Annotated in this window: 21 protein-coding genes; 15 read left to right on the forward strand and 6 right to left on the reverse strand. The window is 71.3% G+C overall.

Translation table 11 applies throughout. The features are described 5' to 3' along the window. The first annotated feature begins 147 nt into the window (after window positions 1-147). Complete coding sequence (locus K8612_RS35580; RefSeq protein WP_223765515.1) at window positions 148-513, forward strand: MerR family transcriptional regulator; 366 nt, start codon at window positions 148-150, stop codon at window positions 511-513. Next, complete coding sequence (locus K8612_RS35585) at window positions 500-1,423, forward strand: alpha/beta fold hydrolase (protein ID WP_223765516.1); 924 nt, start codon at window positions 500-502, stop codon at window positions 1,421-1,423. The genes K8612_RS35580 and K8612_RS35585 overlap by 14 nt, the downstream gene beginning before the upstream one ends. A gap of 9 nt (window positions 1,424-1,432) precedes the next feature. On the opposite strand, the gene K8612_RS35590 is transcribed toward K8612_RS35585, so the two are convergent. Further along, window positions 1,433-2,344 carry a glutaminase gene (locus tag K8612_RS35590; protein WP_223740165.1) on the reverse strand — a complete coding sequence of 304 codons (912 nt, stop codon included), beginning with the start codon at window positions 2,342-2,344 and terminating at the stop codon, window positions 1,433-1,435. 70 nt (window positions 2,345-2,414) lie between these two features. Between K8612_RS35590 and K8612_RS35595 the strand changes: the two genes are divergently transcribed. Together K8612_RS35595 and K8612_RS35600 are read left to right on the forward strand one after the other, a co-directional pair. After that, window positions 2,415-3,809 (forward strand): S9 family peptidase, encoded by a 1,395-nt coding sequence (locus K8612_RS35595; protein ID WP_223765517.1) that lies wholly within the window; start codon window positions 2,415-2,417, stop codon window positions 3,807-3,809. Between the two features lie 90 nt (window positions 3,810-3,899). Further along, window positions 3,900-4,547: a dihydrofolate reductase family protein gene (locus K8612_RS35600; RefSeq protein ID WP_223765518.1), complete on the forward strand. Its 648-nt coding sequence runs from the start codon at window positions 3,900-3,902 to the stop codon at window positions 4,545-4,547. A 13-nt stretch (window positions 4,548-4,560) separates the two neighbouring features. Here K8612_RS35600 and K8612_RS35610 read toward each other — a convergent pair whose 3' ends face one another. Then, complete coding sequence (locus K8612_RS35610; protein ID WP_306799782.1) at window positions 4,561-5,322, reverse strand: ParA family protein; 762 nt, start codon at window positions 5,320-5,322, stop codon at window positions 4,561-4,563. Between the two features lie 212 nt (window positions 5,323-5,534). On the opposite strand from K8612_RS35610, the gene K8612_RS35615 reads away from it, so the two are divergent. The 4 genes from K8612_RS35615 (at window position 5,535) to K8612_RS35630 (ending at window position 11,517) form a co-directional block, all read left to right on the forward strand. Further along, complete coding sequence (locus K8612_RS35615; RefSeq protein ID WP_223765519.1) at window positions 5,535-6,371, forward strand: MBL fold metallo-hydrolase; 837 nt, start codon at window positions 5,535-5,537, stop codon at window positions 6,369-6,371. After that, window positions 6,368-7,990 (forward strand): sigma 54-interacting transcriptional regulator, encoded by a 1,623-nt coding sequence (locus K8612_RS35620; RefSeq protein WP_223765520.1) that lies wholly within the window; start codon window positions 6,368-6,370, stop codon window positions 7,988-7,990. The genes K8612_RS35615 and K8612_RS35620 overlap by 4 nt, the downstream gene beginning before the upstream one ends. A 169-nt stretch (window positions 7,991-8,159) precedes the next feature. After that, on the forward strand, window positions 8,160-9,584 hold the full coding sequence (locus K8612_RS35625; RefSeq protein WP_223740172.1) for a sugar porter family MFS transporter: 1,425 nt from the start codon (window positions 8,160-8,162) through the stop codon (window positions 9,582-9,584). A gap of 133 nt (window positions 9,585-9,717) precedes the next feature. Next, the gene (locus tag K8612_RS35630) at window positions 9,718-11,517 is read left to right on the forward strand and encodes a DUF4215 domain-containing protein (protein ID WP_223765521.1); all 1,800 of its coding nucleotides are present in this window, start codon (window positions 9,718-9,720) and stop codon (window positions 11,515-11,517) included. A gap of 30 nt (window positions 11,518-11,547) precedes the next feature. Here the strand turns inward: K8612_RS35630 and K8612_RS35635 are convergent, their stop codons facing one another. From K8612_RS35635 to K8612_RS35650, 4 genes are all read right to left on the reverse strand, one after another. After that, window positions 11,548-12,450: a hypothetical protein gene (locus K8612_RS35635; RefSeq protein WP_223765522.1), complete on the reverse strand. Its 903-nt coding sequence runs from the start codon at window positions 12,448-12,450 to the stop codon at window positions 11,548-11,550. Window positions 12,451-12,570: 120 nt separating this feature from the next. Next, window positions 12,571-14,901 carry a serine/threonine-protein kinase gene (locus K8612_RS35640; RefSeq protein ID WP_223765523.1) on the reverse strand — a complete coding sequence of 777 codons (2,331 nt, stop codon included), beginning with the start codon at window positions 14,899-14,901 and terminating at the stop codon, window positions 12,571-12,573. A gap of 17 nt (window positions 14,902-14,918) precedes the next feature. Then, on the reverse strand, window positions 14,919-16,589 hold the full coding sequence (locus K8612_RS35645; RefSeq protein WP_223765524.1) for an adenylate/guanylate cyclase domain-containing protein: 1,671 nt from the start codon (window positions 16,587-16,589) through the stop codon (window positions 14,919-14,921). Window positions 16,590-16,716: 127 nt separating this feature from the next. Further along, window positions 16,717-17,652 carry a DUF1778 domain-containing protein gene (locus K8612_RS35650; RefSeq protein ID WP_223765525.1) on the reverse strand — a complete coding sequence of 312 codons (936 nt, stop codon included), beginning with the start codon at window positions 17,650-17,652 and terminating at the stop codon, window positions 16,717-16,719. Window positions 17,653-17,724: 72 nt separating this feature from the next. Here K8612_RS35650 and truD point away from each other — a divergent pair, with 72 nt between their 5' ends. From truD to K8612_RS35685, 7 genes are all read left to right on the forward strand, one after another. Next, on the forward strand, window positions 17,725-19,365 hold the full coding sequence (truD, locus tag K8612_RS35655) for a tRNA pseudouridine(13) synthase TruD (protein ID WP_223765526.1): 1,641 nt from the start codon (window positions 17,725-17,727) through the stop codon (window positions 19,363-19,365). 96 nt (window positions 19,366-19,461) lie between these two features. Next, the gene (locus K8612_RS35660; protein WP_223740179.1) at window positions 19,462-20,034 is read left to right on the forward strand and encodes an RNA polymerase sigma factor; all 573 of its coding nucleotides are present in this window, start codon (window positions 19,462-19,464) and stop codon (window positions 20,032-20,034) included. Beyond that, window positions 20,031-20,537, forward strand: coding sequence for a hypothetical protein (locus K8612_RS35665; RefSeq protein ID WP_223740180.1), 507 nt, complete (start codon window positions 20,031-20,033; stop codon window positions 20,535-20,537). Before K8612_RS35660 ends, K8612_RS35665 begins: the two co-directional genes overlap by 4 nt. 8 nt (window positions 20,538-20,545) lie before the next feature. Beyond that, window positions 20,546-22,090 carry a polymer-forming cytoskeletal protein gene (locus K8612_RS35670; RefSeq protein WP_223765527.1) on the forward strand — a complete coding sequence of 515 codons (1,545 nt, stop codon included), beginning with the start codon at window positions 20,546-20,548 and terminating at the stop codon, window positions 22,088-22,090. A 210-nt stretch (window positions 22,091-22,300) separates the two neighbouring features. Beyond that, window positions 22,301-23,647 carry a 2Fe-2S iron-sulfur cluster-binding protein gene (locus tag K8612_RS35675; protein ID WP_223765528.1) on the forward strand — a complete coding sequence of 449 codons (1,347 nt, stop codon included), beginning with the start codon at window positions 22,301-22,303 and terminating at the stop codon, window positions 23,645-23,647. Then, on the forward strand, window positions 23,644-25,134 hold the full coding sequence (locus tag K8612_RS35680) for an FAD-dependent oxidoreductase (RefSeq protein ID WP_223740183.1): 1,491 nt from the start codon (window positions 23,644-23,646) through the stop codon (window positions 25,132-25,134). Before K8612_RS35675 ends, K8612_RS35680 begins: the two co-directional genes overlap by 4 nt. 278 nt (window positions 25,135-25,412) lie before the next feature. Continuing rightward, window positions 25,413-26,207 (forward strand): serine protease, encoded by a 795-nt coding sequence (locus K8612_RS35685; RefSeq protein WP_223740184.1) that lies wholly within the window; start codon window positions 25,413-25,415, stop codon window positions 26,205-26,207. Window positions 26,208-26,218: the final 11 nt, after the last annotated feature.

Genomic DNA, 26,218 nt, shown 5'->3' on the forward strand with positions numbered 1-26,218 from the left:
AGCTCCTGTCCCCCTTGTCGCTTGGCAGCCGGCCAACTGGCCTCGCTATTCCGCGCAGACCTCCTGTCGGACAGGTTTGGAACAAGTCGGCCGGGAGGGGGCCTCATGGACGTTGGGGGTCCTGGCATCCGGCTTCAGGAGCGCAAGATGAACATCGGAGAACTCGCCCGGCGCACGGGCAGCAGCGCGCGGTCGATCCGCCATTACGACAAGGCGGGACTTCTCGCTTCCCACCGCAGAGACAACGGATACCGCGACTTCGACGAGGTCGCTGTCCCCCAGGTCATACAGGTCGCTCGGATGATCCGCCTGGGCTTCTCCCTGGAGGAGATCGCCACCTTTCCGCCCTGCATGCTCCGGCAGGTCACGGACGCCATCTGCCCGGACGCGCTCGCCGCCCACCGGGAGCGGCTGGCGGAGGTGGAGCGGCAGCTCTTCGACCTCGCCCGCCTGCGCGAGCGGCTCATGGCCCTGCTTCCCTCCAACGAACGAGACGTCAATGAACCGTCGTGACGTGATGAAGACCGCCCTGCTGGGCTCGGCGGTACTGCCTGTCCTGAGCCGTGCGGCGACGCCCACGAAGACGCCGCGCAAACCGAAGACGTTCCTCCTGGTTCATGGTGCGTGGCACAACGCACTGCACTGGACGCGCGTCTCCGAAGCGCTCTCCGCGAAGGGGCACCAGGTGGTGGCCATCGACCTGCCCGGCCACGGCCTCAACGCGCGCTTCCCCGCGTCCTACCTCACGGGCGACGCGGAGTGCTTCAAGGAGGAGCGCTCGCCTCTGGCCGACGTCACGCTGGACGACTGCGCGGACGCGGTGATCGCGGCACTGGAGAAGCTCCAGGGCGGTCCAAAGCCCGTGCTCGTGGGTCACAGCGCGGGCGGCACCGTCATCACCCGCGCAGCGGAGAAGGCCCCGCACCTCATTGGCCGGCTGGTGTACCTGAGCGCCTACGTCCCGCTGCGCCTCCAGAGCGCCAGCGGCTACGGCGCCCTGCCCGAGGCCCACACGCCCTACAGCGCAGCGCTCTTCATCGGCGACGCCGCGAAGTTGGGTGCGGTGCGGATCAATCCTCGCGGCGACGCGGCGTACCGGGAGGCCCTGCGCGCGGGCTTCTACCATGACGTGGACGAAGCAGCCTTCCTGCCCTTCGCGCTCACGCTCACGCCCGACATCCCGGTGTCCCTGTGGGTTGGCAAGGCCGGCGCCACGAAGGAGCGTTGGGGTCGCATCCCACGCAGCTACGTGCGCTGCGCCCAGGACCGCGCCCTGGTCCCCGCGCTCCAGGACCTGATGATCCGCGAAGCAGACGCCTTCACACCCGGCAACACCTTCACCGTGGACACGCTGGACTCGTCGCACTCGCCCTTCGCGTCCCAGCCCCAGAAGCTGGCCACGCTGCTGGACGGCCTGCGCTGAAGCCTGACTCTAGAAGATGGACAGGCCGGTCAGCGTCGTGAACCGGTCCAGCGCCTCCACTCCCGCCACCGAGTTGCCCCGGGCGTCCAACCCGGGGCTCCACACGCACAGGCCGCAGCGGTTGGGGATGACGGCGATGATGCCTCCGCCCACGCCGCTCTTGCCCGGCAGTCCCACGCGGTAGGCGAACTCCCCCGCCGCGTCGTACGTGCCGCAGGTGAGCATCACCGCGTTGACCTGCTTGGCCTGGCTGCGCGTGAGCAGCCTCGACCCGTCCGCGCGCTGCCCGTGGCGGGCGAGGAAGCCACAGGCCCGCGCCAGGTCCGCGCAGCTCATCGCCAGCGAGCACTGCCAGAAGTAGTGCTCCAGCACCTCCGGGACGGCGCTCTCCATGTTGCCGTAGCTCGCCATGAAGTGGGCCAGCGCGCGGTTGCGGTGGCCGTGATCCGCCTCCGACGCGGCGATGATCGGATCGAAGTCCACGGACGGGTTGCCGCTCTCCGCGCGCAAGAAGTCCCGCAGCGTGCCGCGCGCATCGCCGGTGAGCCGCTGCAACCGGTCCGTGATGACCAGCGCCCCCGCGTTGATGAACGGGTTGCGCGGGATGCCCTGCTCGTACTCCAACTGCACCAGCGAGTTGAACGGGTTGCCCGACGGCTCCTTGCCCACGCGCTTCCACAGCGCGTCCCCGTCCCGCGACAACGCGAGCGCCAGCGTGAACACCTTGGAGATGCTCTGGATGGAGAACGGCTCGCGCCAATCCCCCACGCCGTACACGTCCCCCTCCACCGTCGCGAGCGCCATGCCGAAACGGCGCGGGTCCACCGCCGCCAGCGCCGGGATGTACGTCGCCACGCGGCCCTGCCCCAGCACCGGCCGCACCGCATCCCAGACCTCCGCCAACACCGCCTGGTAGTCCATGCGCCACCATCCTCGTCCGGAATGGACGGGGACGCTTTCAGAAATTCCGCGCCGCGGTGTCTGCTGGGGCATGCGCTTGCTCCCGACCACGCTCCTGGCCCTCTCCCTCCTGGGCACCCTCCCCACCGCGTGCTGCAGCAACCCCAGTCCGTCCACCAACGCCTGTCAGCTCCCGGAAGAAACGCCGGCGGAGCCGAGCTCGGTCCAGGTGACGCAGCTCGGCGCAGGGGAGTACAGCGCCGCGGGCCAGACCTGGCCCTACCAGTTGCTCAAGCTGGAGGTCCCCGGCCGCGCCGCCACCTACGCGCAGTGGTTCCCGCCCCGGAAGGCGGGCGTGTCCCCCACCGTGGTGCTCACCAAGCCCTATGACGGCATCGCCTGGACCGGTGAGGCCGTGGACGCGAAGTGGGCCGCGCGCGGCGCCGGCATCCACCCGGACGACAGCGAGCCGCACTACGGGCCCGGCTCGTCGCCCATCGCGTTCACGCCCACCACTCCCGAAATCATCGCGGGTGAGGCCTTCATCCACCTGGCCCATGACTTCGGCGTGCTCGCCGTCTTCGGCCGCTTCTACGCGGGCGGAGACCTGCGGAACGACCGCGACGACATGAACGCGGGCATGCGCTTCCTGGCCCAGGCCCCCAACGTGGACACCCGCCGCATCGGCATCTTCGGCGGCTCCTGGGGCGGCTACGAGGCGCTCTACGCGGCGGCGGATGCCCCCTCCACCGTGGTGCCCGCCGTGGGCGTCGCCCTGTCCCCGCTGTCCGACTTCGCCGCGGAGGTGGACTACGTGAGCCGGTGGGTGCCCGCGCGCGTGAGCGACCCGGCGATGCGCTCGCGCTACCAGCAGTTCTTCGAGCCCTACTTCCGCCGCATCTACGCCACCACCGGTGGAGACCCGGTTACCCCTGGCACGGACTACACGCGCTGGACCGCCGCCCACCTGGCCAGCACCCTCCAGACGCCGTTCCTCATCCTCCACGACGACTGGGACACGCTCATCCCGGTGGAGCACACGCGCGCGCTCGTCGCCCAGGACCCGCGGCGCTTCACGCCCCTGTACCTCCAGAACCTCCCGGCCGTGGACTGGAACACCCTGCCGCCGGACCACGGGCCGCTGCTCACCCGGCACGGCAGCGTCGTCATCACGCTGAGCCTGGGGCACCTCTACGTGACGCTGGGCGCGGCGGAGCAGCCTCTCTACGTCCCCCATGCCCAGGGCACCGTGCGCACGTGGCTGCAAGGCGTGCGCGCCGCCCAGGAGCAGGGCCGCGACGTGAGCGACGTGGTCCCCCGCCTGCAGGAGCTCACCGACCCGCGCGTGCTGATGTTCGAGCCCTCGCAGGGCACGTTCCAGCCGGGTGCCGCCTTCATCGCCCAGGAGCTCAACGCCGTCTGGGGCACGAGCTTCACCGACGCCAACGTCCGCTCGGCGCTGGCACCCGGACTGCCCACGCCCTGAGCCAGCGCACGCCTTTCCCAAGGGTGGCACCGGTCTGAACGGGCATGTCGATCCACGCCCGGGCCATTCGTCGCCAAGATGGACGGGCGAATGAATCGCCCGGAAGGGATGGATGCGACGATGGAGCTGACGGTGACGGAGTTCGTGACGCTGGACGGAGTGGTTCAGTCCCCGGGAGGCCCGGGCGAGGACACGAGCGGCGGCTTCGCCCATGGCGGCTGGGTGCAGCCCCATTCCAGCGAGGAGCTCGGCGCGCACGTCGTCGACATCTTCAGCCGGGCGGACGCGTTCCTGCTCGGGCGTGGCACGTACGACATCTTCGCCAGCTACTGGCCGCGCGTGACGGCCCCGGACAACCCCATCGCCCGGTCGCTCAACACGCTGCCCAAGCACGTGGCGTCCACCACGCTGCGCCGCGTGGACTGGACGAACTCGACGCTGCTGGAGGGCGACACGGTGGAGGCGGTGCGCCGCATCAAGGCCTCGCCCGGCCGCGAACTTCAGGTCCATGGCAGTGGTGGCCTGCTGCAGACCCTGCTGGCGCATGACCTGGTGGACGTGCTGAACCTGCACGTCATCCCCGTGACGATTGGCAGCGGCCGGCGCCTCTTCGGAGCGGGGACGCAGCCTCACATGATGCGGCTGGAAGCGTCCCGGATCACGCCCAGGGGAGTGGCGCTGCTCACCTACCGGCTCGCCGGCCCCCTGCGGACGGGGTCCATCGGACAAGCGGACTGAGGCATCTCGCGCGTCAGCTCAGCCCCGCGAGCTTCGCCAGCTCGCGGGCCATGGCGCGCAGCTCCTCCGCGCCCGCCGCGTTCGGGCTCACGTCGAACACCACCTCGTAGCCCAGCCCCGCCTGGTTGATGGCCTCCGAACGCGGGACGCGCGCCTTCAGCACCGGCACCGTCACGTCCTTCAGCGCCTCCTCCATCGCCACGTTGGTCGCGGGCGTGCGCCGGTCCCACAGGTTCACCGCGGCCACCAACTGGCCGCCCTCCTCGCGCACGTCGCGCCACGCCGTCTCAATCTCGCCCAGCCCCTGCAACGCGAACGCGCCCGTGGGCACCGGCGCCACCACCACGTCCGCGAAGCACAGCACGGCCTCCGTGAACGCCCCGATGCTCGGCGGCGTGTCCACGACGATGACGTCCGGCGTCCACGACAGCGTCTTCATCGCGCGCGGGATCGCCTGGAGCCGGTGGCCCCAGCCGAACAGCTCGCGCTCCAGCGCCGCCATGCGCGGCGCCCCCGGCGCGATGAACAACCCCGGCCGCTTCGGCGACGCCACCACGATCTCATCCAGCTTGTGCTTCGGCCGGGGCCCGAACGCGTCCGCCACGCACGGGCCCTCCCGCGTCTCCAGGCCCAGCACCAGCGACGCGTGCGCCTGCGGATCCAGATCCAACAGCAGCACCCGGTGGCCCGCGTCCGCCAGCGCCGCCGCCACATGCGAACACAGGGTCGTCTTCCCCACGCCCCCCTTGATGGTGCAGAACGCAATCGTCGGCATGGCCCCGGGGTCTACCAGGAATCCCCCACGGCGCGGGGCCGCGCCGGTTTGGACCGCCCGCCCCATCCGGGGCGCCCCAGAATGGAGCGGCCCGCCCCGCCCTCCCCCCAAGACTCCAATGATTCCAGCCCCTTGGCGCTGGCACCGGACGTGCTCTGTCCCCTCCACGTCAGGGCGCCCCCAGCGGGTGTCGGAGCATCAGGAGACTCACCATGGAAATCCGCTTCTTTGGCGTTCGGGGCAGCATCGCGGTGTCGGGCTCGCGCATCGGCGGCAACACGGCGTGCGTGGAGGTGACGAGCCAGGGCGAGCGGCTGATCCTCGACGCGGGCACGGGCATCCGGACGCTGGGCGAGGTCATGATGCGCGAGGGCGCGCCGCAGAAGGCGACGATGTTCTTCTCCCACCTGCACTGGGATCACGTGCAGGGCTTCCCCTTCTTCACGCCCGCGTACCTGCCCACCACGTCACTGACGATGTACGGCCCCGGCGCGAACGGTGCCCAGGCGCTGGAGTCCACGCTGTCGCAGCAGATGCGCCCGCCGCAGTTCCCGGTGCCGCTGTCCACCATGCGCTCGAGGATGGCCTTCGGCGCCGCGCTGCACGGCCGCACCGTGGAGGTGGGCCCCTTCAAGGTGACGCCCATCGACGTGCCGCACCCGGACGGGTGCATGGCCTACCGCGTGGAGGCGGACGGCCACTCCTTCGTGTACGCCACGGACGTGGAGCTGCCGGAGCGCCTCACGTCCGACGTGGCCCGCCACTTCGAGGGCGCGGACGCGCTGTGCCTGGACGCGCAGTACACGCCCGACGAGTACGAGGGCAGGAAGGGCATGTCCAAGAAGGGCTGGGGCCACTCGACGATGATGGACGCGGCCAAGGTGGCCAAGGACCTGCACGCCGGGCGCCTCTTCCTCTTCCACCACGACCCGTCCCACGCGGACGAGCTGCTGGAGGACATGGCGCAGGAGGCCCGCGGCCTGTTCCCCTTCACCGAGCCCGCGCGCGAAGGCCAGCGCATGCTCCTGGGCCGCGCGGCGGGCGCATGAGCGCCGCGAGCCCGGAGCCGTGCGATAGACTGTCTCCAGCGCCCTTCTCACTTCCGCCGCTGCCCGCCGCCATGCCCTCGTCCCCGCCGGATGTGTCCCAGGTCCTGCTCCCCCTTGGCGGCCTCGTCGGGCGCGAGGTGGACCTGGACGCCTTCCTCCAGACGCTCGTGGACCGCATCGCCATCACGCTCCAGGCGGACCGGGGCACGCTGTGGCTGTTGGACCCCGTGCGCCGCGAGCTGTTCAGCCGCGCGGCCCACCTGCCGGAGGTCGCGCAGATCCGCGTGAAGCTGGGCCAGGGCGTGGCGGGCTACGTGGCGGAGGCCGGCGAGCCCGTGCACGTGCCGGATCCGCGCGGCGAGCGCCGCTTCTTCGCGGACATCGACCGGATGACGGGCTACCGCACCATCAGCCTGGCCGCGGTGCCGCTGCGCGACGCGGCGGGCGCCGTGTACGGCGTGCTCCAGGTGCTCAACCGCCTGGGCGGAGGCCCCTTCACGGAGGAGGACACCCGGAAGCTCACCGACATCGCGGCCCAGGTGAGCACCGCGCTTCAAAGCACCAGCCTCTACCAGGAGCTCCAGCGCGCGAAGGACCAGCCGCAGGCCCCGGTGGGCTACTTCTTCAACCGCATCATCGGTGAAGCCCCGCCGCTCAAGGCGCTCTACCGCCTGGTGCAGAAGGCCGCGCCCACGGACGCCACCGTGCTGCTGCGCGGAGAGAGCGGCTGCGGCAAGGAGCTCTTCGCGCGCGCCATCCACGTCAATGGCCCCCGGCGAGACAAGCCCTTCGTGAAGGTGGACTGCGCGGCCCTGCCCGCCGCCCTCATCGAGAACGAGCTCTTCGGCCACGAGAAGGGCGCCTTCACCGGCGCCGACCACCGCGTGCCCGGAAAGTTCGAGGCGGCCGACGGCGGCACCGTCTTCATCGACGAGCTGGGCGAGCTGCCCCAGGCTGTCCAGGGCAAGCTGCTGCGCGTGCTGCAGGACCGCGAGTTCGAGCGCGTGGGCGGCACACAGGCCGTCAAGGTGGACGTGCGCATCGTCGCGGCCACCCACCGCGACCTGCCGCGCATGGTGGCGGAGGGGCGGTTCCGCGAGGACCTCTACTACCGCATCAAGGTCGTGGAGCTGCTCCTGCCCCCGCTGCGCGAGCGCGGCGCGGAGGACATCGAGCGGCTCGCCCGCCACTTCGTCGCCACCGCGGCGAAGCGCCACCGCCTGCCCGTGCCCCGGCTCAGCACCGCCGCGCTCGCGCGGCTCAAGCGCTACCGCTGGCCCGGCAACGTGCGCGAGCTGGAGAACTGCATCGAGAGCGCCGTGGTGCTCTCCGAGGGCGAAATCCAGGAGGAGCACCTGCCCCTGCCCTCCCTGGACCGGGCGCTCGCTCCCGCCGGGCCCACCACCGAGCCCACCACCGAGCCCGGCACCGGGCCCACCGGGCCCCGCGCGCCGGACGCGCCGCTCCTGCTTCCGCTGGCGGAGGTGGAGCGCCGCCACATCCTGCGCGTGCTGGAGGCCGTGAAGGGCAACCGCACCGCCGCGGCGCGCACGCTGGAGATCGGCCGCAACACGCTCGCCCGCAAGCTCAAGGAGTACGGCCTGGCGGACGAGGGCTGAGCTTCGAACCGCGCTCGGAAGGCCGAACCCTGCCCCCCAGCGAGCGGCCAGCGGGGCGGCGGCCTGCCCGGGGGTGCCTTTCGGCGCCCACCAGGGGCACCTCTCCTCAGGGCCGTGGTGCGAACCGCGAGGGCCGGACACGTGCCCGTCCCAGGGGGAGGAGCACGTCATGGCGGATGTCCTGGATATCCCGGCGCGCCGGCAGCCCACCGCACGGCCAGAGACCCACACCGGCAGAATCATCGTCATCTCCGTGGTGGCCGCGCTCGGAGGCTTCCTCTTCGGCTTCGACACCTCCGTCATCAACGGCACCGTGAGCGCCCTGCGGACGGAGTTCGCCGCCAGCGAGCTCGCCCTGGGCCTCTCCGTGTCCTCCGCGCTCATCGGCTCCGCGGCGGGCGCCTTCGGCGCGGGCCACATCGCGGACCGCTACGGCCGCCGCCGCACCATGATGATCGCGGCGGCCCTGTTCACCATCAGCGCCCTGGGCTCCGGCTTCGCGTTCTCCCTGTGGGACCTGAGCTTCTGGCGGCTGGTGGGCGGCCTGGGCGTGGGCGCCGCCAGCGTGGTGGCCCCCGCGTACATCGCGGAGATCGCCCCGGCGCACCTGCGCGGCCGGCTGGCGTCCCTGCAACAGTTGGCCATCGTCGTCGGCATCTTCATGGCGCTGTTGGGGGACTTCGCCATCGCGCGCGCCGCGGGCTCGGCCTCCAACCCCGGCTGGCTGGACCTCACCGCGTGGCGGTGGATGTTCTTCAGCGGCCTGCCGCCCGCGCTCCTCTACGGCATGGGCGCGATCTTCATCCCGGAGTCCCCCCGCTTCCTCGTGGCCAGGGGCCGCGAGCAGGAGGCCCTGGGCGTGCTGCGCGACATCGAAGGGGACACCGCGCCGTCCAAGGTCGCGGAGATCCGCCGCTCGCTGCGCACCCACTACACGCCGCACCTGGCGGACCTGAAGGGCGGCCGCTTCGGGTTCCTGCCCATCGTGTGGATCGGCATCGTGCTCGCGATGCTCCAGCAGTTCGTGGGCATCAACGTCATCTTCTACTACTCCAGCGTCCTCTGGCAGGCGGTGGGCTTCTCCGAGCAGAACTCGCTGGCCATCACCGTCATCACCAGCGTCACCAACATCCTCACCACGCTCGTGGCCATCGCGTTCGTGGACAGGATTGGACGCAAGCCCCTGCTGATCATCGGCTCCGTGGGCATGGCGCTCACCCTGGGCCTGATGGCGTACCTCTTCGGCACCGCGCCGCTGGATGCCGCGGGCAAGCCGGTGCTCCAGGGCGCCGCCGGCACCACCGCGCTCATCGCCGCCAACCTCTACGTCGTCTTCTTCGGCTTCTCGTGGGGGCCCGTCGTCTGGGTGCTGCTGGGGGAGATGTTCCCCAACCACATCCGCGCGCTCGCGCTGTCCATCGCGGCCATGGCGCAATGGCTGGCCAACTTCCTGGTGTCCGCCACCTTCCCGTCGCTCCAGGCCCTCGGGCTGGGCTGGGCGTACGGCCTCTATGCCGCGGCCGCCGTGTTCTCCCTCTTCTTCGCCGCCCGGTTCATCCGCGAGACGAAGGGTCGGGAGCTGGAACAGATGTAGCCCCGCCAGACAGGGAACGCCGCAGGGAAGCCCGTCCACCCGTACGGGCTTTCTGCATTTTTACGCACCGGCTGGGTGAGAAAACACCTGATCCATTTGACACGTGGGGTCACCGGCTCTCAGCATCCCCTTCATGCTGAAACATTCCCCCCCGCTCCCCCGGCTCGCGAGCCTCGTGCTCGCTTCCCTCCTCCTCGCACTGACAGCCTGTCCCGGCAACGACGACCCGGACGAAGACGGCGGCACGAACATCACGGACGGTGGCACCGGCGACGGCGGCTCCACGGACGCCGGCAACACGCTGCCGGACGGGGGTTCGTACGATCCGGGCCCGCAGGTCTGTGGCGACGGCAAGGTCCAGAAGGGCGAGGTGTGTGACGACGCCAACACGGTGAGCGGCGACGGCTGCACGTTCGACTGCAAGGAGGTGGAGGTCGGCTTCGAGTGCCCCCAGTGGGGCCGTCCCTGCGTCATCGCGACGGCGTGCGGCAACGGCATCGTCGAGGCCGGCGAGGTGTGCGACGACCGCAACAACGAGTCCAACGACGGCTGCAAGGCGGACTGCTCCGCCGTGGAGACCGGCTGGAGCTGCCCCTTCCAGGGCCAGCGCTGCCGCGCGTCCGAGTGCGGTGACAAGATCATCGCCGGCGAGGAGGAGTGCGAGGACGGCAACACCGCCAACGGCGATGGCTGCAGCAACACCTGCCGCCTGGAGCAGGGCTACAAGTGCGACACCGTGGGCCAGCCGTGCACGAAGACGACCTGCGGCGACAACAAGAAGGAAGGCACCGAGCAGTGCGACGACGGCAACCACGACATGGGCGACGGCTGCTCGCCGCTGTGCGTGCTGGAGCCCAAGTGCGTGAACGGCACCTGCGAGGCCCGCTGCGGCGACGGCGTCATCCTCCCCGGTGACACCACCGAGCAGTGCGACGACGGCAACACCCGCTCCAACGACGGCTGCTCGTCCACGTGCCAGTTGGAGGCGGGCTTCGCCTGCGTCCGCGTCACGGAGTCCCCGCCCAACTCGGTGGAGATCCCCGTCGTCTACCGCGACTTCTGCGGCGTGAACTCGGGCTGCAAGGCCCCCGCCATCCTGCACCCGGACTTCAATGACGCGAACGGCGCGGAGCAGGGCATCGTCGGCGCGAAGTTCGCCGCGCTCGGCGCGGACGGCAAGCCCGTCTACGCGAAGGAGGGCGTGTCCTCCGGCACCACCCACGGCAAGACGGCCTTCGACCAGTGGTACCGCGACACGCCCAACGTCAACATCACCGAGGTCGGCACGCTGAAGCTCAACAAGCAGGGCAACGGCTCCTACCTGTTCGATGATCAGACCTTCTTCCCGCTCGACGCCAGCGGCTGGGTGGGCCTGGGCAAGGAGAACAAGCTCAACGACAACACCGGCACCGCGCGCAACTTCAGCTTCACCAGCGAGACGCGCTACTGGTTCGAGTTCAAGGGCAACGAGGTGCTGACGTTCCTGGGTGACGACGACGTCTGGGTGTTCATCAACCGCAAGCTCGCCCTGGACCTGGGCGGCGTGCACGGCGCCACCTCCGGCACGGTGTCCCTGGCGGACGGGCCCACCGTGGCCGGCCTGGGCCTGGTGAAGGGCAAGATCTACGAGGTCGTCGTGTTCCAGGCGGAGCGCCACACGTCCGCGTCCTCGTACAAGCTGACCCTGAACAACTTCGAGACCCAGCGCACCGAGTGCAAGTCCACCTGCGGCAACGGCACGGTCGACCCGGGCGAGACGTGCGACAACGGCAACGACAACGGCCCGGGCTACGGCAAGTGCAGCCTCACCTGCATCTGGAACGCCCGCTGCGGCGACGGCATCACCCAGTACAACTTCGGTGAGACGTGCGACGACGGCAACAACAACGATCGCGATAGCTGCCCGAACAACTGCCAGATCGACCCGGGGTAGTCGTCCCGCGGTCACCGGCCCGCCCGGACCTCACAGGGTCCGGGCGAGCATGAACACGGCGGCCAGGGACAGCGCCCCGGCCGCCGCGAAGTGCCTCCAGGCCCGGCGGGACAACACCCCGCCGGTGCCCGTGGCCTCCTCCCCCAGCACCAGCAGCGCCGGACGCCCGCCGCGCCCGCGCAGCGCGTAGGTGCCGTCGCGGGACCCGCGCTGAAGCTCCCCCACCACCAGGCACGCCTCCCCGGGGACGCCCACGCGCTCCCAGGACAGCGCCTGCGCGGGCGCCCCCAGCAGCTCCTCCCGGGTGAGCGCGGGCGGCGCCGCACACCGCCGCACCTCCACCGGCGCCAGCAGCGCGGACGGCGCGAAGCCCACCGCCGCCCGCGTGCGCTCGCCCTTCAGCAGCAGCACCGGCGAATACGCGCGCTCCCGCGACAGCAGCGGCCCCTTGCGGCCATGCGGCCCCACCGCGTGCACCGCCGCGTCGTAGAAGGCGCACGGCACTCCGCCCGGCGACGTCAGCAGATCCACCGAATCCAGTTGGCCCCGGTACACGCCGAAGCCCGGGGGCCGCCCCGCGCGCAGGGCCTCCACCGCCTCATCCAGCGGCAGGGGCGCGGCGCCGCGCAGCGCATCCGCCCGCAGGCGCACCCGGGCGCCCCGGGCGGACACCCCCGCGGCCAGCACCAGCAGCACGCCGCCCAGCGCCTTCACCAGCACGTCCGGCGACACGGGCACCAGCGGCGTCCCGCGCATCCACGGGACGAAGAGCACCAGCCCCAGGGCCAGCGCCCCGAAGCCCACGAGCATCCCGCGGGGCCTCGCGCCCGGGGGCGTCCGCCCCAGGGTGAAGGTCGCCCAGAGCAGCAGGGCCAGGCCCACGCCACAGAGCGGCAGCAGGAGCACGCGCCCCAGGTCCACGTCCACGGCCATGCCCCACCCCCGCCCGCGTGCCACCAACGGCCCCGCGCGACGCGGAAGCCCGGCGGGCGCAAGGTGGGGACGGGCGGACGGGGCGGCAAGCCCCATCCCCCGGCGGAGGGGCTCGGCGGACTACTCGCCGGCGGCCACGCGGCGCACGGGGCGCTCCTGCAGCGGCCCCACGACCTTCAGGTCATCGAAGGTGCACTCCAGGTTGCGGCAGCCCAGGGCCAGCTTGCCCACGCGGCCCTCGAAGCCCGGCAGCACCTTGGAGGCGAAGAGCTTCTTGTTGAGGAAGGCGTCCACCCGCACGCCGCTCTTCTGCCGCTTGAGCTGGAGCTTCACCAGGAAGGGGCCCTGCTTGGGCACCGGCATCTCGTCCTGGACCAGGTTCTTGGTGTCCTCCGCGCTGTTGCCCACCACCTCATGCCCGTCGTCCGGAGAGAAGTAGCGCCACGACAGGCGCATGCCGGCGTCGGGGATGGCGAAGACGGACACCTGCACGTCGCGGATGCGGAACGCCAGCTCGCCGAAGTGCTGCCCGTCCTCCTCCACCGACCACTGCTTGCCCAGCGGGTTCACGTCCATGAGCACCTCGGCCGTGAAGTCGTCGCTCGTGAAGTAGCGGTGCGCCAGGTACGCGCGCGGCACCAGCTTGCCGTCCGCCTCGCGTCCGGCCTGCACGGCGCGCAGCTCTCCCTGGTCCATGGTCCACGTGCCGCTGTGGACGTTGATCTCCTCCTCGCCCGGCTCGAAGCCCAGCTCCAGGGTGGCGTCGTCCGACCCGGGCGCGGGCGGCGTGAGCTTCAGGCCGGAGAACACCTCCCCTTCCGTGTTGGCCGGGAAGTGCATGACGGGAGGCGTCGGGTCCGAGGCGAGCGGCGTGCCGGTCAGGCTCCCGAAGCCCACGAAGGCGCGCACCGTGAAGCCCAGCACGGCCAGCCCGCCCACCACGGACAGGCCGGTGCGCACCCGGCCCCAGCCCGCGTGGAGCGCCTCCAGCACCGCGGCCTCGGGGGCCGAGATGGCCTTCGCCGACGCCACGTGCGAGGGCTGCGCGCGCGCCAGCGCCGACGCGGGCGCCACCACGTGCGGCGACGACGAGGCCGTCACCAGCGCCTCCAGGGCCTCGCACACCTCCGTGGCGGTGGCGTAGCGGGCCTCGCGGTCCGTCTCCAGCAGGCGCTCCACCACCGGGTCCAGGCGCGGGTCCAGGCCGCGCACGCGCTCGGACGGCAGCTTGAAGCGGCCCACGGGCAGCTCGCCCGTGAGCGCCTCGTACATCATTACGCCCAGGGAGAAGAGGTCCGCCCTCCCGTCCACGTTCTTCGCGTCCCGGCGCTGCTCCGGGGCCATGTAGTTGAGCGTGCCCATGGCCACCGCGGTCGCGGTGAGCTGCTTCTCCGAATCCGGCTCGCGGATGCCCGCCAGGCCGAAGTCCGCCACCTTCGCGTGCAGCCGCCCGTCCAGCAGGATGTTCTCCGGCTTCAGGTCGCGGTGGATGATGTTCTTCGCGTGCGCGCACTCCACGGCGCGCGCCACCTGGAGCAGCACCTTCAGCGACTGCGCGGGCGTGAGCGGCTCCCGGCCGCTCAGCGCGTGGCGCAGCGACTGGCCCTCCACGTACTCCATGACGAAGTAGTAGTGCTCGCCCTGCACGCCCCGGTCGATGATCTGCACGATGTTCGGGTGGCTCAGGGCCGCGAGCGCGGTCGCCTCCTTGTCGAAGCGCGACACGAACTCCTCGTCCTTCGCCAGCCGGGGCGGCAGCATCTTCACCGCCACCGTGCGGCCCAACGAACGCTGGCGCGCGAGCCACACCTCGCCCATGCCGCCGCGGCCCAGCACCTCCAGCAGCTCCAGGCCCGGCAACTGGGGCTTCTGGCCCGTCAGCACCGTCTCCGCGGTCTCGATGTCGCGGAACCCCGTGTTCACCGGCGCGCGAGGCACCTTCACCCCCAGCGACTCCGGGCGCACCAGCGTGGCCCCCACGGCCTCCGCCGCCACCCCGCCCGGCGAGGGCAAGGCCACCCCGGAGGGTGCGTCACGGCCTTCGGCGGCACCGGGCAGCCCCCCCGCGGGGAGCTCGCCCTCGTCCGCCTTCCCCACGCCATTGGCTCGCGGGATGCTCATCTCGTTTCCCCCTGGGACGGAGCCGGCCCTCATCTCCTGTCCCACCGAGTCCTCCCCGCCCGCTCCAACACCGGGAGCAGCGGGAGGTGACATCGATTCTGGCGGTCTCTCCGCCGTGCGCGGCGTGAACGTCACCGCGCTTCCTGCCTCGTCCGGGTCCCTGCCGGCCGGACGGATGCCCGACAGCTCGGCCGGGCGGTGGATGCCGGACACGTCCGCGCGCCGCACCTCGAAGCGGATGCCGCAGCGGCACGTGGCCTTCTGGCCGCTCACGTACACCCGGGTGTCGTGCACCGTGCCGCAGTTGGGGCACGACTGGGTGGTCGTCATGGCCGGGGGGCGCACCGTCAGCGCACCTTGCGGGAGGTGGAGGTGGTCAGCTCCGCGCCGTGGACGCGGAAGGTCTGCACGCCCTTCTCCTTGCCCTTCACCTGCAGCACCGGCAGCTCCTCCACGTCGAAGCCCGGCCCGGACTTGCGCACCGTGGCCTCGGACGCCAGCACCTCGCCGCTCTTGGCGATGCCGCACAGCCGCGACGCGGTGTTCACGGTGTCGCCAATGGCGGTGAACTCGTGCCGCTCCGCGCTGCCCATGTAGCCCACGACGGCCTGGCCCGTGTTCACGCCGATGCCCACTTCAATGGGCTTCTTGCCGTCCAGCACGCGCTGCCGGTTGAGCTCCGTGACGGCGTCCTGCATCTCCAGCGCGGCCCTCAGGGCCCGGGCCGGATCATCCGGGTGCGACGACGGCGGTCCCCACACCGCCATCACGCAGTCCCCGATGAACTTGTCCAGGTTGCCCTCGTAGCGGAACACCACGTCCGCCATGGCGCTGAAGAAGCTGTTGAGCATGGACACCACCTCCTGCGGCGAGTCGCTCTCCGCCAGGGTGGTGAAGCCGCGGATGTCCGCGAACAGGCAGCTCACCTCCGCGAGCCGGCTCTGGCGCAGGTCCTCCGTGCCGCCGTTGATCACCGCGTCCGCCACCGCCTTGGACAGGAAGCGCGACAGCTCCGCGCGCGTCACCGCCTCGTTGCGGATCTGCTCCGCCAGGGCCGCGTTCTCCAGCGCGATGCCCGCCTGCGCGGCGATGCCGGAGAGGATGGTCAGGTCCTTCTCCGAGAAGGCGTTGATCTGCTGGCGGCTGTCCAGGAACAGCACCGCCATGATGTCGCCGTTGACGAGCAGCGGCACCGCCATGGCGGAGCGGATGCCCTGCGCCACGATGCTCTCCGCGGCGGAGAAGCGCTCGTCGATGATGGCGTCCGCCGTGAGCACCGCCTTGCCCGTCTCCACCACGCGCTTGAGCACGGTGTCCGACAGCATGACGTTCACCTGCTTGCCCTGCCGGTGGTGCACCGCGGCCGGGATGAACTCCCCCTCCGGGCCCACCTTCAGGATGACGCCGTGGTCGGCCGCGAGCAGCTCGAAGGCGACCTTCAAAATCTGTTCGAACAGGTCGTCCTGGGTGCCCTTGAGGCTCACCTGCCGGTGGAACTCGTGGACGATGCGCAGCTTCTCGTAATCCCGGCGCAGCGCGGCCACGTCCGTCACCTGGTCGGCGGGCCGGAAGTTCTGCGGCACCTGGTCCATCTGCGCCAGGAAGGCCGGCATGGAGACGGCGTTGGCCACCACCGTCACGCCCGGCAGCGTGGGCGGGTTGGCCGCGCCGGGCACGGCCTCGCCGCTGTGGAAGACGAGCCGCGAGGAGCCCAGGGCGATCTCATCCCCGTCCTTCAGCCGCATCTCCCCCGTCACCCGGCGCCCGTTGACGAAGGTGCCGTTGGACGAGTTCAGGTCGCGCAGCACGAAGTCGCGCCCCACCTTCTCGATGGTGGCGTGCTCCTTGGAGACCTCGCGGTCCACCAGCCGCAGCGTGTTGGACGGGTGGCGGCCGAGCGACGTGGTGGGGCCCAGGGGAAACTCCCCCAACGTCCCGTCCGCGAACCGCCCCGTCAGGTGCGGCCCGCGCGGGTGCGACCCGGACCTGGGCGGGAATGGGGCGGGTGCCTGGTTCACGCGCGAATCCTCACCGGCCCGGACACTACCAGAGCCTTCCGCCCCAAAGGAACGCTCGCGAAGCCCCCCGGGTTCCGGGCCGCCAACGCCCTGCACGGCCGGTCAGTCCCCGCCCCCGCCCCATCGCTCACGTGGAGGGCGGGGCCACCGTCCCCGGGGTGGCGGGGTTCACGGACGCGGCCGGGCGGCGCTCGGGGGCGCGGAAGCCCAGGCCAATGGACGGCAGGAAGGTCATCCCGCCCAGGTCCCGCTTCTGCCCGAAGATGTGGGGGTTGCAGAAGACGTAGCCGCCGGTGAGCTCCGCGTAGAAGTGCACGTACCGGTAGCCCACCGCGAAGCCCACCGTGGAGCCCACGAAGTGGCTGTTCACCGTGGACGGCAGGCTCGCGTCGAAGCCCGTCACCGGCTTGCCCTGCTGGGAGAAGTCCACCAGTTGGGCGTCCAGCCGGGTGTGGCTGAAGACGTACTTGGGGGCGCCGTAGAGCTTGAACACGTCGCCGTACTCCGCGCTCAGGTACAGCGGCACCTCCACGTCGGTCCGGCTGAAGTCCCCCAACTGGACCACCTCCAGGACGTCCATCACCGCCCCGGAGAACAGGTACTTGGACACCCCCACCCCCAGCGCCAGGTCATAGGAGCGGCGCGGCCCCGGCCCGCCGTGGGCCAGCCGCACCTTGCCGTCGAAGCGCAGCGAGTTGCCGTTGTAGCGCCCGCCCACGTCCAGCCCGTCCAGCAGCCCCACCCGCACCATCAGCTCCGGGTTCACCCCTGGCGGCGCCACCACCAGCGCCAGGCCCGCCGTCAGCAGGCGCTGCTGGTCCTCCTCCGTGAGGGTGTAGGGCCGGTCCTCCTCGATGGCGCGCTTCGCCGCGCGCCCCTGGTCGATGCCCACGTCCACCACCGACGCCAGCGTCCCCACCGGGACGAAGACCCCCATGCTGCCCGTCACCTGGACCTGCCCGGGTGAGAGCGTCTTCGCGGTCTGCATGGTGGACAGCGGGGTCGCGCACCCCACGGCGAGCCCGGCGAGCACCAGGAGGGACAGGGCGGGAAGGTTTCTCATGGGGTTGCAGGTTATGCCCATTTGCAGCGCGAACGCTTCTATCCGCGCGTCCACGCTGGTAAGGGGGCTGTCGTGCGAATCAAGCAAAAACCCGAGGACTTCTCCGTGAAGGAGTCCTACCGCTTCGACGAAGTCGCCAGCGGAAAGCATCGCGTCTACCTGATGGACAAGCAGAAGCTGTCCACCTTCGACGCGGTGAATCGAATCCGTGACGCGTTCGGCCTGAAGCCCGGCGCCATCAGCTACTGCGGCCTGAAGGACAAGCAGGGCCGCACCGAGCAGATCATCGCCGTGGATGGCGCGGACGTGGACATGCAGGAGCCCGACCTGCGCCTGAAGTTCCTGGGCCGGACGGACAAGCCGCTGTCCGCCAGGAACATCACCTCCAACCGCTTCTCCGTCACCGTGCGCGCCCTCACGCGCGACTCGCTGGCGCCGCTGAACCTGGCCGCGGCGGAGGTGAACCGGCTGGGCGTGGTGAACTACTTCGACAGTCAGCGCTTCGGCGCGCTCAAGCACGGCCAGGGCTTCATCGCCAAGGACCTCATCCGGGGCGACTTCGAGGCCGCGCTGCACAACTACTTCGCCCGCCCCTCGGACCTGGACCGCACCGAGGACGCCAAGGTGAAGGGCTTCTGGCGCGACAACTGGGGCCGCTGGGACGCGCGCGTCCCCTTCGAGGGCGCGAAGAAGTACCACCGCATCCTGCGCAGCCTGCGCGAGCACCCGGGCGACTGGCTCCGCGCGTTCCTGCAGATCGACTCGGACTACCGGGCGATGATCCTCTTCGAGTACCAGAGCTTCCTCTGGAACGAGGGCGTCCGCCGCTACCTCCAGTTGATGCTGCCGCGCGAGGCCATGTTCCCCATGCGCTACCAGGCCGGCACGCTCCTGCACTACCGGGACGCGACCCCGGACGTGCTGCACATCCTGCGCGAGAAGACCTTCCCGCTCGTGGGGCCGGACACCACCTTCGAGGACCCGAAGGTGGCGGAGGCCATGACCTGGGTGCTGGGCCGGGAGAAGCTCAAGCTCCCCGACCTGCGCATCAAGGGCGCGGAGCGGATGCTCTACTTCAAGGAGGAGCAGCGCCCGCTGGTGATGTTCCCGCACAAGCTCGTCGTGGGCCGCACGCAGAACGACGACGTGAACCGCGGCGACATCAAGGTCAACGTGGCCTTCACGCTGCCCCCGGGCGCGTACGCCACGCTGGTCATCAAGCGCCTGTTCCACTTCGAGTACACGGAGGACTCGAAGGAGGACATCCGCACCTCGCAGCGCCCGCGGCTCGTCACCACCGAGCGCGACGAGGCCCGCGTGGAGGAGGCCCGGAGCGCCGCCCGCGCCTCCGAAGGTCCTTCGCGCCACCGCACCCTGGCGGACCGCGCCACGCCCCGCACCGCGCGTCCGGCCTCGTCCGAGCGCCCCGCCCGTCCGGCCGCCGCCAGCCGCGACGGCCGTGCCGCCACGCCGGGCAAGGAAGCACGGCCCCCCAGCCGCATCGGCCGGCCGGCCCGCGCTCCCCGTGAAGCGCTCCCGGAGCTGGATGAGGTCCGGGCCGCCCCCTCGCCTGCCCCCGAGCCGGAAATCCCGCTGGGCTTCCGGGCGAAGCAGAAGCAGCGCAAGCAGGTGAAGGCGGAAGGGCGGGCGGAAAAGGCCGAAAAGCAGCGCCTGGCCGCCGCCAAGTCCGCGAAAAAACAGAAGCGGAAGTGATGAGCGGGCACGGCGCAATGGCCTTTCGCCGTGCCCGTAGTCCAGGGCGTGAACGCTCTTGCCCTCGACTCGCTCCCCATGGCCATCGGAATGCTGATGGCTGAGGACGCCGCCCCGCTCCCCTGGAAGGCGGACGTGCAGGCCGCCCGCAAGGGGGACCCGTCCGCTTTCGAAGCGCTCGTGCGCAGCGTGCAGCGCCCGGTGTACGGCCTGGCGCTGCGCCTGCTGCAGAGCGAGGCGGAGGCCGCGGAGGTCGCGCAGGAGGCCCTGCTCCGCGCGTACCAGAACCTCCACCGCTACGACGACGCGCGCCCGTTCGACCTCTGGGTGCTCGCCATCACCCGCAACCTCTGCCTGGACCTGCTCCGCCGCCGCACCAAGGTGCGCACGGAGGAGCTGGAGCCCATGAAGGAGGTGCTCCCCAGCAACGAGGTGTCCCAGGAGGACGGGGCCATCGCGCGCGAGGAGCGGCAGTCGCTGGAGGCCGCCATGGAGACGCTCTCCGTGGACGACCGTGAGGTGCTGGCCCTCTATTACGTCCAGAAGCGCACCACGAAGGAGATCGCGCAGATCATGGGCTGCGCGCCCGGGACCATCATGGCGCGCCTGTTCCGGGCCCGTGAGAAGCTGCGCAAGAAGATGGCGCCCGCCGAGGAGGAGACGCGATGAGCCCCACCCCCTGCCCCGACCTGGAGGTCCTCTTCGCGGAGCTGGAGGCCGGTGAGGGCCCCGCCCTGGACCACGCCGCGGAGTGCGAGGCGTGCGCCGCCCTGATGGAGGACCACCGCCTGCTGGAGAACGACCTGTTCCGGCTGGCGGATCCGCTGCCGCCCCCGTCGCTGGTCGTGAATGTGATGGCCCGCGTCGCGGAGAGCCCCGTGCCCCAGCGCCGCGAGGTGTGGACGGGCCTGTGCATCCTGCTCACGTCCCTGGCAATGGGGCTGGGCGTCCTGTTCAGCAGTGACCGGGCGCTCGGCCGCATGGGCACCGCGTTCGCGGCCAGCGTGCGTGACGGCCGCGCGTTCGTGGAAGGCCTGTTCAGCGGTGCGCATGCCCTGTGGAGCACCGCGGGGCTGGCGGTGGCCTGCATCGTCGCGTTCGTCGTGTTCACGTCGCTGTTCGGCCTGAAGCGCCTGGCCGGCTCCCCTCCTCCGTCCCTCTCCGAAGCCTGAGCGTGACCATGAAGATCCTCCCCCGCCTGTTGCTTCCGACCCTCCTCCTCGGCGCCCCGGTGGCGCTCGCGGAAGGCGCCCCGGCCCCCGCCGCCGCCACCGCGCCGGCCCGCACCATCGACGTGAGCTTCCGCGGTTCGCTGCGGGACGCGCTCAAGACCATCGCGGAGAAGGGCGGCCTCAACCTGGTCGTCACCGGCGACCTGGACACCCCCGCGGAGGTGCGGCTGCGCGGCATCAGCGCCGAGCAGGCCCTGCGCACCGTGGCCCGCGCCTACTCGCTCCACCTGGAGCAGGACGGCTCCATCTTCACGCTGCGCCCGCTCACCGCGAAGGAGAAGGAGTCTGGCGGGAGCGCGGCCGTGACGGCGCCCGCCGCTCCCCCCGCCCCCGCCGCCCCGCCCGCGCCGCCGGCCCCCGCCGCGCCGCCCGACGTGGCGGTGGACGCGAACGCGACGCCCGAGGAGCGCGCCCTGGCCCGCGAAGAGGCGGAGCGCGCCCGCGAGGAGGCGCGCGAGGAGGCCCGGCAGGCCCGCGAGGAGGCCAAGCAGGCCGCGAAGGAAGAGGCCGAGGCCGCCAAGCAGCGCATCCGCGAGGAGATCCGCAGCTTCCGCGACAGCTTCAAGCACAAGAAGGGCAAGCGCGGCGCCCGGGACGTGGTGGCCCGCGGACAGAACCTGGAGGTGAAGGAGGGCGAGTCCGTGGAGAGCGCCGTCGTGTACGGCGGCAACCTCATCGTGAAGGGCACCGTGGAGGACGACGCGGTCGCCTTCGGCGGCAACCTGGAGATCCAGGGCCACGTGGAGGGAGACGCGCACGCCTTCGGCGGCAACGTCATCCTGGGGCCCAACGCGCAGGTGGAGGGTGACGTGTCCGCCTTCGGCGGCCAGGTGCAGAAGGCGGACGGCGCCAGGGTGGAGGGCAGCCTGGAGTCCTTCGGCGGCGCGGGCCTGGGCCGCATGGTGGCGGGAGAGATCAAGCGCGGCATGCAGGACGTGCAGAACCATGACGCGTCCGTGGACCACGACGACGATGACGACCGCGACAGCCGCGGCGGTGGCCTGGCGTCCTTCATCCTCCAGTTCGCGCTGCTCTTCGGCCTGGGCTTCCTGGGGCAGATGTTCTTCCCGGCGCGCATGAAGGAGCTGGGGGATGAGATCCGCGCCAACCCCGCCCGCAACTTCTGGGTGGGCCTGGTCGGCATGGCGGCCCTCATCCCGCTGACCATCGTCCTGTGCGTCACGCTCATCGGCATTCCGGTGGCGTTCGCCCTGCTGGTCGCCTCCATGCTGGGCACGGCGCTGGGCTACGCGGCCGTCGCCAGCGAGGTGGGCACGCGGCTGCCGGTGCTGCGCGGCAGGAAGACGCAGGCGGTGGTGCTCGCCCTGGGCCTGGGCCTCATCCTCCTGGTGAGCCACATCCCCGTGCTGGGCGTGGTCCTCAACCTCATCCTCACCCCGCTGGCCTTCGGCGCGGTCATCCGCACCCGGTTCGGCTACCGCGGCCGGGGCATGCCGGAGCCCATCTTCCCCCGGAGCGAGAACCCGGTTTGACGCACCCGGCCTCACGGCCACCCGGGCTTGCCACACCGCATCATGAAGCCCCGCTCCCGAGCGCACCGGGAGTGGGGCTTTTCCTTCTCAAACAAGCCCCACGCTCGCGCGCCATCACCTGCGCTGTCGTGACCGGGTGTTGGCGGTGGGCGGGCGGGCGCTGACAGGCTTTGACCGGCTCCGTCGGGTGCGCCATTTTGCGCGGCACCCATGCGACGCCTCCCAGACGCAACCCCGCGCGGCAGGGCCATCACCGTGGACCTCGAGGGCGAGAGCATCCCCGCCATCGAAGGCGAGCCGGTGGCGTGCTCCCTCATCGCCGCGGGCGAGAACGTCCTCTCCCGCTCCGTGAAGTACCACCGCCCGCGCGGCCCGTACTGCTTCGCCGCGGCCTGCTCGCACTGCCTCATGCGCGTGGACGGACTGCCCAACGTCTACACCTGCCGCACCCCCGCGAAGGAGGGCATGCGGCTGGAGCGGCAGAACGCGTACCCGTCCGCGAAGGTGGACATCTTCGAGACCATCGACTGGTTCTTCCCCAAGCGGCTGGATCACCACGAGATGTTCGCGGGCGTGCCGGTGGCGGAGGACGTGATGGCGCGCGTGGCCCGGCAGTTGGCCGGCCTGGGCCTGTTGCCCAAGGAGGCGGGCCCGGCGCCCCTGCCCCCGCGCACCTCCCACACCTCCGTCGCGGTGGTGGGCGGCGGCGCGGCGGGCCTGGAGGCGGCGCGGGTGCTCGCCGGACAGGGCGTGCCCTTCCTGCTCTTCGAGCGCGACGCGAACCTGGGCGGACGGCTGGCCCACGGCGCCCCGGAGGACGGCGCGCCCTTCGTGCCGGAGGCCACCGCGTTCCCGCAGGGCAGCGTGGTGCGCGACGCCACCGTCATCGGCCTGTATGACGACGAGCACGGCCGCTACCTGGCGGTGGCCGCGCGGGAGGCCGCGAACCTGCGGCTGCTCAAGGTCTACGCGAAGCGCTTCCTGCTCACGGTGGGCGGCCATCCCCCCACCCTCCCCTTCGAGAACAACGACCTGCCCGGCGTCCTCGCGGGCCGCGCGGCGAGCCTGCTCCTGCGCAAGCACGACGTGGCGCCCCAGGTCGCGGCGCTGGTGGGCCACGGCCCGGAGCTGCACGCGCTGGCGCACCTGTTCACCCAGCGCGGCGTGGAGGTGGCGGCGGTGGTGGACCTGAAGGGCCCGCTGCCCGCGAACGCGCACCCCAAGGCCGTCGTGGGCGACGGGCTCAAGGCCCACGGCCTGCGCGGCGTCACGGCGCTGAGCTTCACGCCCCAGGGCGGGCGCAAGCAGAAGGTGTCGTGCGACGCGGTGGTGGTGTCCGTGCCGGTGGCGCCGGGCTTCGAGCTGGCGCGCCAGGGCGGCGCGAAGGTGGAGTTCGACGCGGACGCGGGCCACTTCCGGGTGGAGGCGGACGCGGACGGGCGCACGCAGGCGGCGGACGTGTTCGTCGCGGGCGACGTGGCGAAGCCCGGCACGGCGAAGGACGCCGCGGCCATGGGCGCAAGAGCGGCCCGGGCGCTGCTGGGAGGGCTGTCATGAGCAAGGCGCTCGTCTGCACCTGCGAGGACGTCACCGTCACGGACGTGGAGCACGCCATCGAGCGCGGCTACCACGACGTGGAGTCGGTGAAGCGCTACACGGGCTTCGGCACCGGAATCTGCCAGGGCAAGAGCTGCCACGCCGCGGTGGCCGCGCTGCTCAAGCAGAAGGCCCCGGCGCTCAAGCCGGAGGGCGTGGTGCCCTTCACGCCGCGCCCGCCGCTGTACCCCACGGAGCTGCGCGTGCTCGCCAGCGCGCCGGTGGACGAGTCCGTCCCGCCCGTGGGCGGCGTGCCCCAGGAGCTGGAGCACTTCCCGTCCGCGCTGCGCCCGGAGGGGCCGGTGCCCCAGAAGGCGAAGGTGGTCATCATCGGCGGCGGCATCATGGGCCTGTCGCTGGCGTACAACCTGGCCCTGCGCGGAGAGACGGACGTCGTCGTGCTGGAGCGCGGCTACCTGTGCGCGGGCGCGTCCGGCCGCAACGGCGGCGGCGTGCGCATGCAGTGGGGCACCCCGGCGCTCATCGAGCTGGCCAAGCGCTCCATCGACCTGATGAAGGGCTTCGCGCGCGAGCTGGGCGTCAACGTCTGGCTGCGCCAGGGCGGCTACCTCTTCCTGGCCAAGCGCAAGGACACCGCGTACCGCCTGGATCGCAACGCCGCCCTGCACAACAGGTACGGCGTGCCCACGCGCATCATCACCGCGGACGAGGCGCGGCAGATCGTCCCGGACCTCACGATGAAGGACTGCGTGACGGCGGCCTACAACCCGGAGGACGGCGTCATCTTCCCCTGGGCCTTCCTGTGGGGCTACGCGCAGGGCTGCGTGAAGCGCGGCGTGAAGGTGGAGACGTACACCAACGTCACCGGCTTCGAGACGAGCAACGGCCAGGTGCGCAAGGTGAAGACGGACCGGGGCGACATCGCCTGCGACACCGTCGTGCTCGCCTCCGGCGCGTGGAGCCCCGCGGTCGCGAAGCTGGCGGACGTGAAGCTGCCCAACGAGCCGCACCGCCACGAGATCCTCAGCACCGAGCCGCTCAAGCCCTTCCTGTCGCCGCTGGTGTCGGTGCTCGACACCGGCCTGTACTTCAGCCAGTCCATGCGCGGTGAGATTGTCGGCGGCATGGGCGACCCGAAGGAGCCCGCCGGCCCCAACATGGGCAGCACCCTGCGCTTCGTGGCGCGCTTCGCCCAGGCCCTCACGGAGCAGCTCCCGCACGTGGGCCAGGTGAAGGTGCTGCGCCAGTGGGGCGGCCTCTACGACGTCACCCCGGACAACAACCCCATCCTCGGGCGCACCCCCGGCCTGGACAACCTGCTCCAGTTGTCCGGCTTCGTGGGCCACGGCTTCATGATGGCCCCCGCCGTCGCGGAGCGGATGGCCCAGTGGATGACCTCCGGCGGCTCCGACGAGCTCTTCACCCGCTTCAACCTCCGCCGCTTCGAGGAAGGCACCCTCGAGCGCGAGGACATGATCATCGGCTGAAGAATTCCGCCCTGCCCACCCCTGTCTCCGCCTGGGACAGGGGTGCGCCCCGGATGCCCGCAAAAGCGGCACTCCATGAAAATCACGCAAGTCCCCGGGATGGCTGGGGATTCGCCGGGGAACGTGACGTTTCTTTACAAACGCAACCGGGTTGCACGGAGCATCCACGCTCCACCGTCACGGGGGCGTGACGGCGGGTCTCCTCTGGCGGGCGTCCTGGCACGGGGCGTGCCTGGGGAACCCGCGCCGCGCAATGCCGCGCGGGGGGAGAGTCAGAGATGGCCGCGAAGAAGCTCGTGGGTGCGATGCTGGTGATGGGCCTGACGGCGTGTGGCTCCGTGGAGCCCCTGGACGTGCCGGACGCGGAGCCCAATGAGGCGCTGGCGTCGCAGGAGTCCAACGTCATCGTGGGCACGCTGAACTGGGTGAGCGCCACGTCCCTCACGGGCACGCAGCGCACCCGGTCCCTGGCGGTGGGCTACCTCTCCATCCCGGCGGTGGGCAGCCGCTGCACGGCGTGGCTCGTCTCCAACGACGTGGTCATCACCAACAACCACTGCGTGGGCAGCGCGTCGGAGGCGGTGGGCGCGCGCGTGTCGTTCAACTACGAGGACGGCGTCGCGTCCGCCTCGCGCGTCTGGTACTCGTGCGCCACGTTCATCAAGACGTGGAGCACGGACGACATGACGGCGCTGCGCTGCGCGGCCGTCAACGGCCAACTGCCCGGCCAGGTGTACGGCTTCCTCACCGTCTCCGGCACCAACGCGGCGACGAATGACAGCGTGTACGTCGTGAACCAGAACTGCGACTACTACACGACGCCGTCCTGCACGCCGACGAAGAAGTCCTCGCCGGGCAAGGTGCTCAACGGCAGCTACAGCACCACGGACATCTCCTACGACGCGGACACGCTGGGCGGCTCGTCCGGCTCGCCCGTCATCTCCACGGCCACGAACCAGGTGGTGGCGCTGCACCACATCGGCATCGGCGGCAACTCGCAGGGCCGCGGCACGGCCAACACCGGCGTGAAGGCCACGCGCGTGAAGGCGCGCCTGGCGGAAATCGGCCTGTAGCCGCCACGCCG

Source organism: Corallococcus sp. AS-1-6 (genome assembly GCF_020037015.1).
Classification (GTDB): Bacteria; Myxococcota; Myxococcia; order Myxococcales; family Myxococcaceae; genus Corallococcus.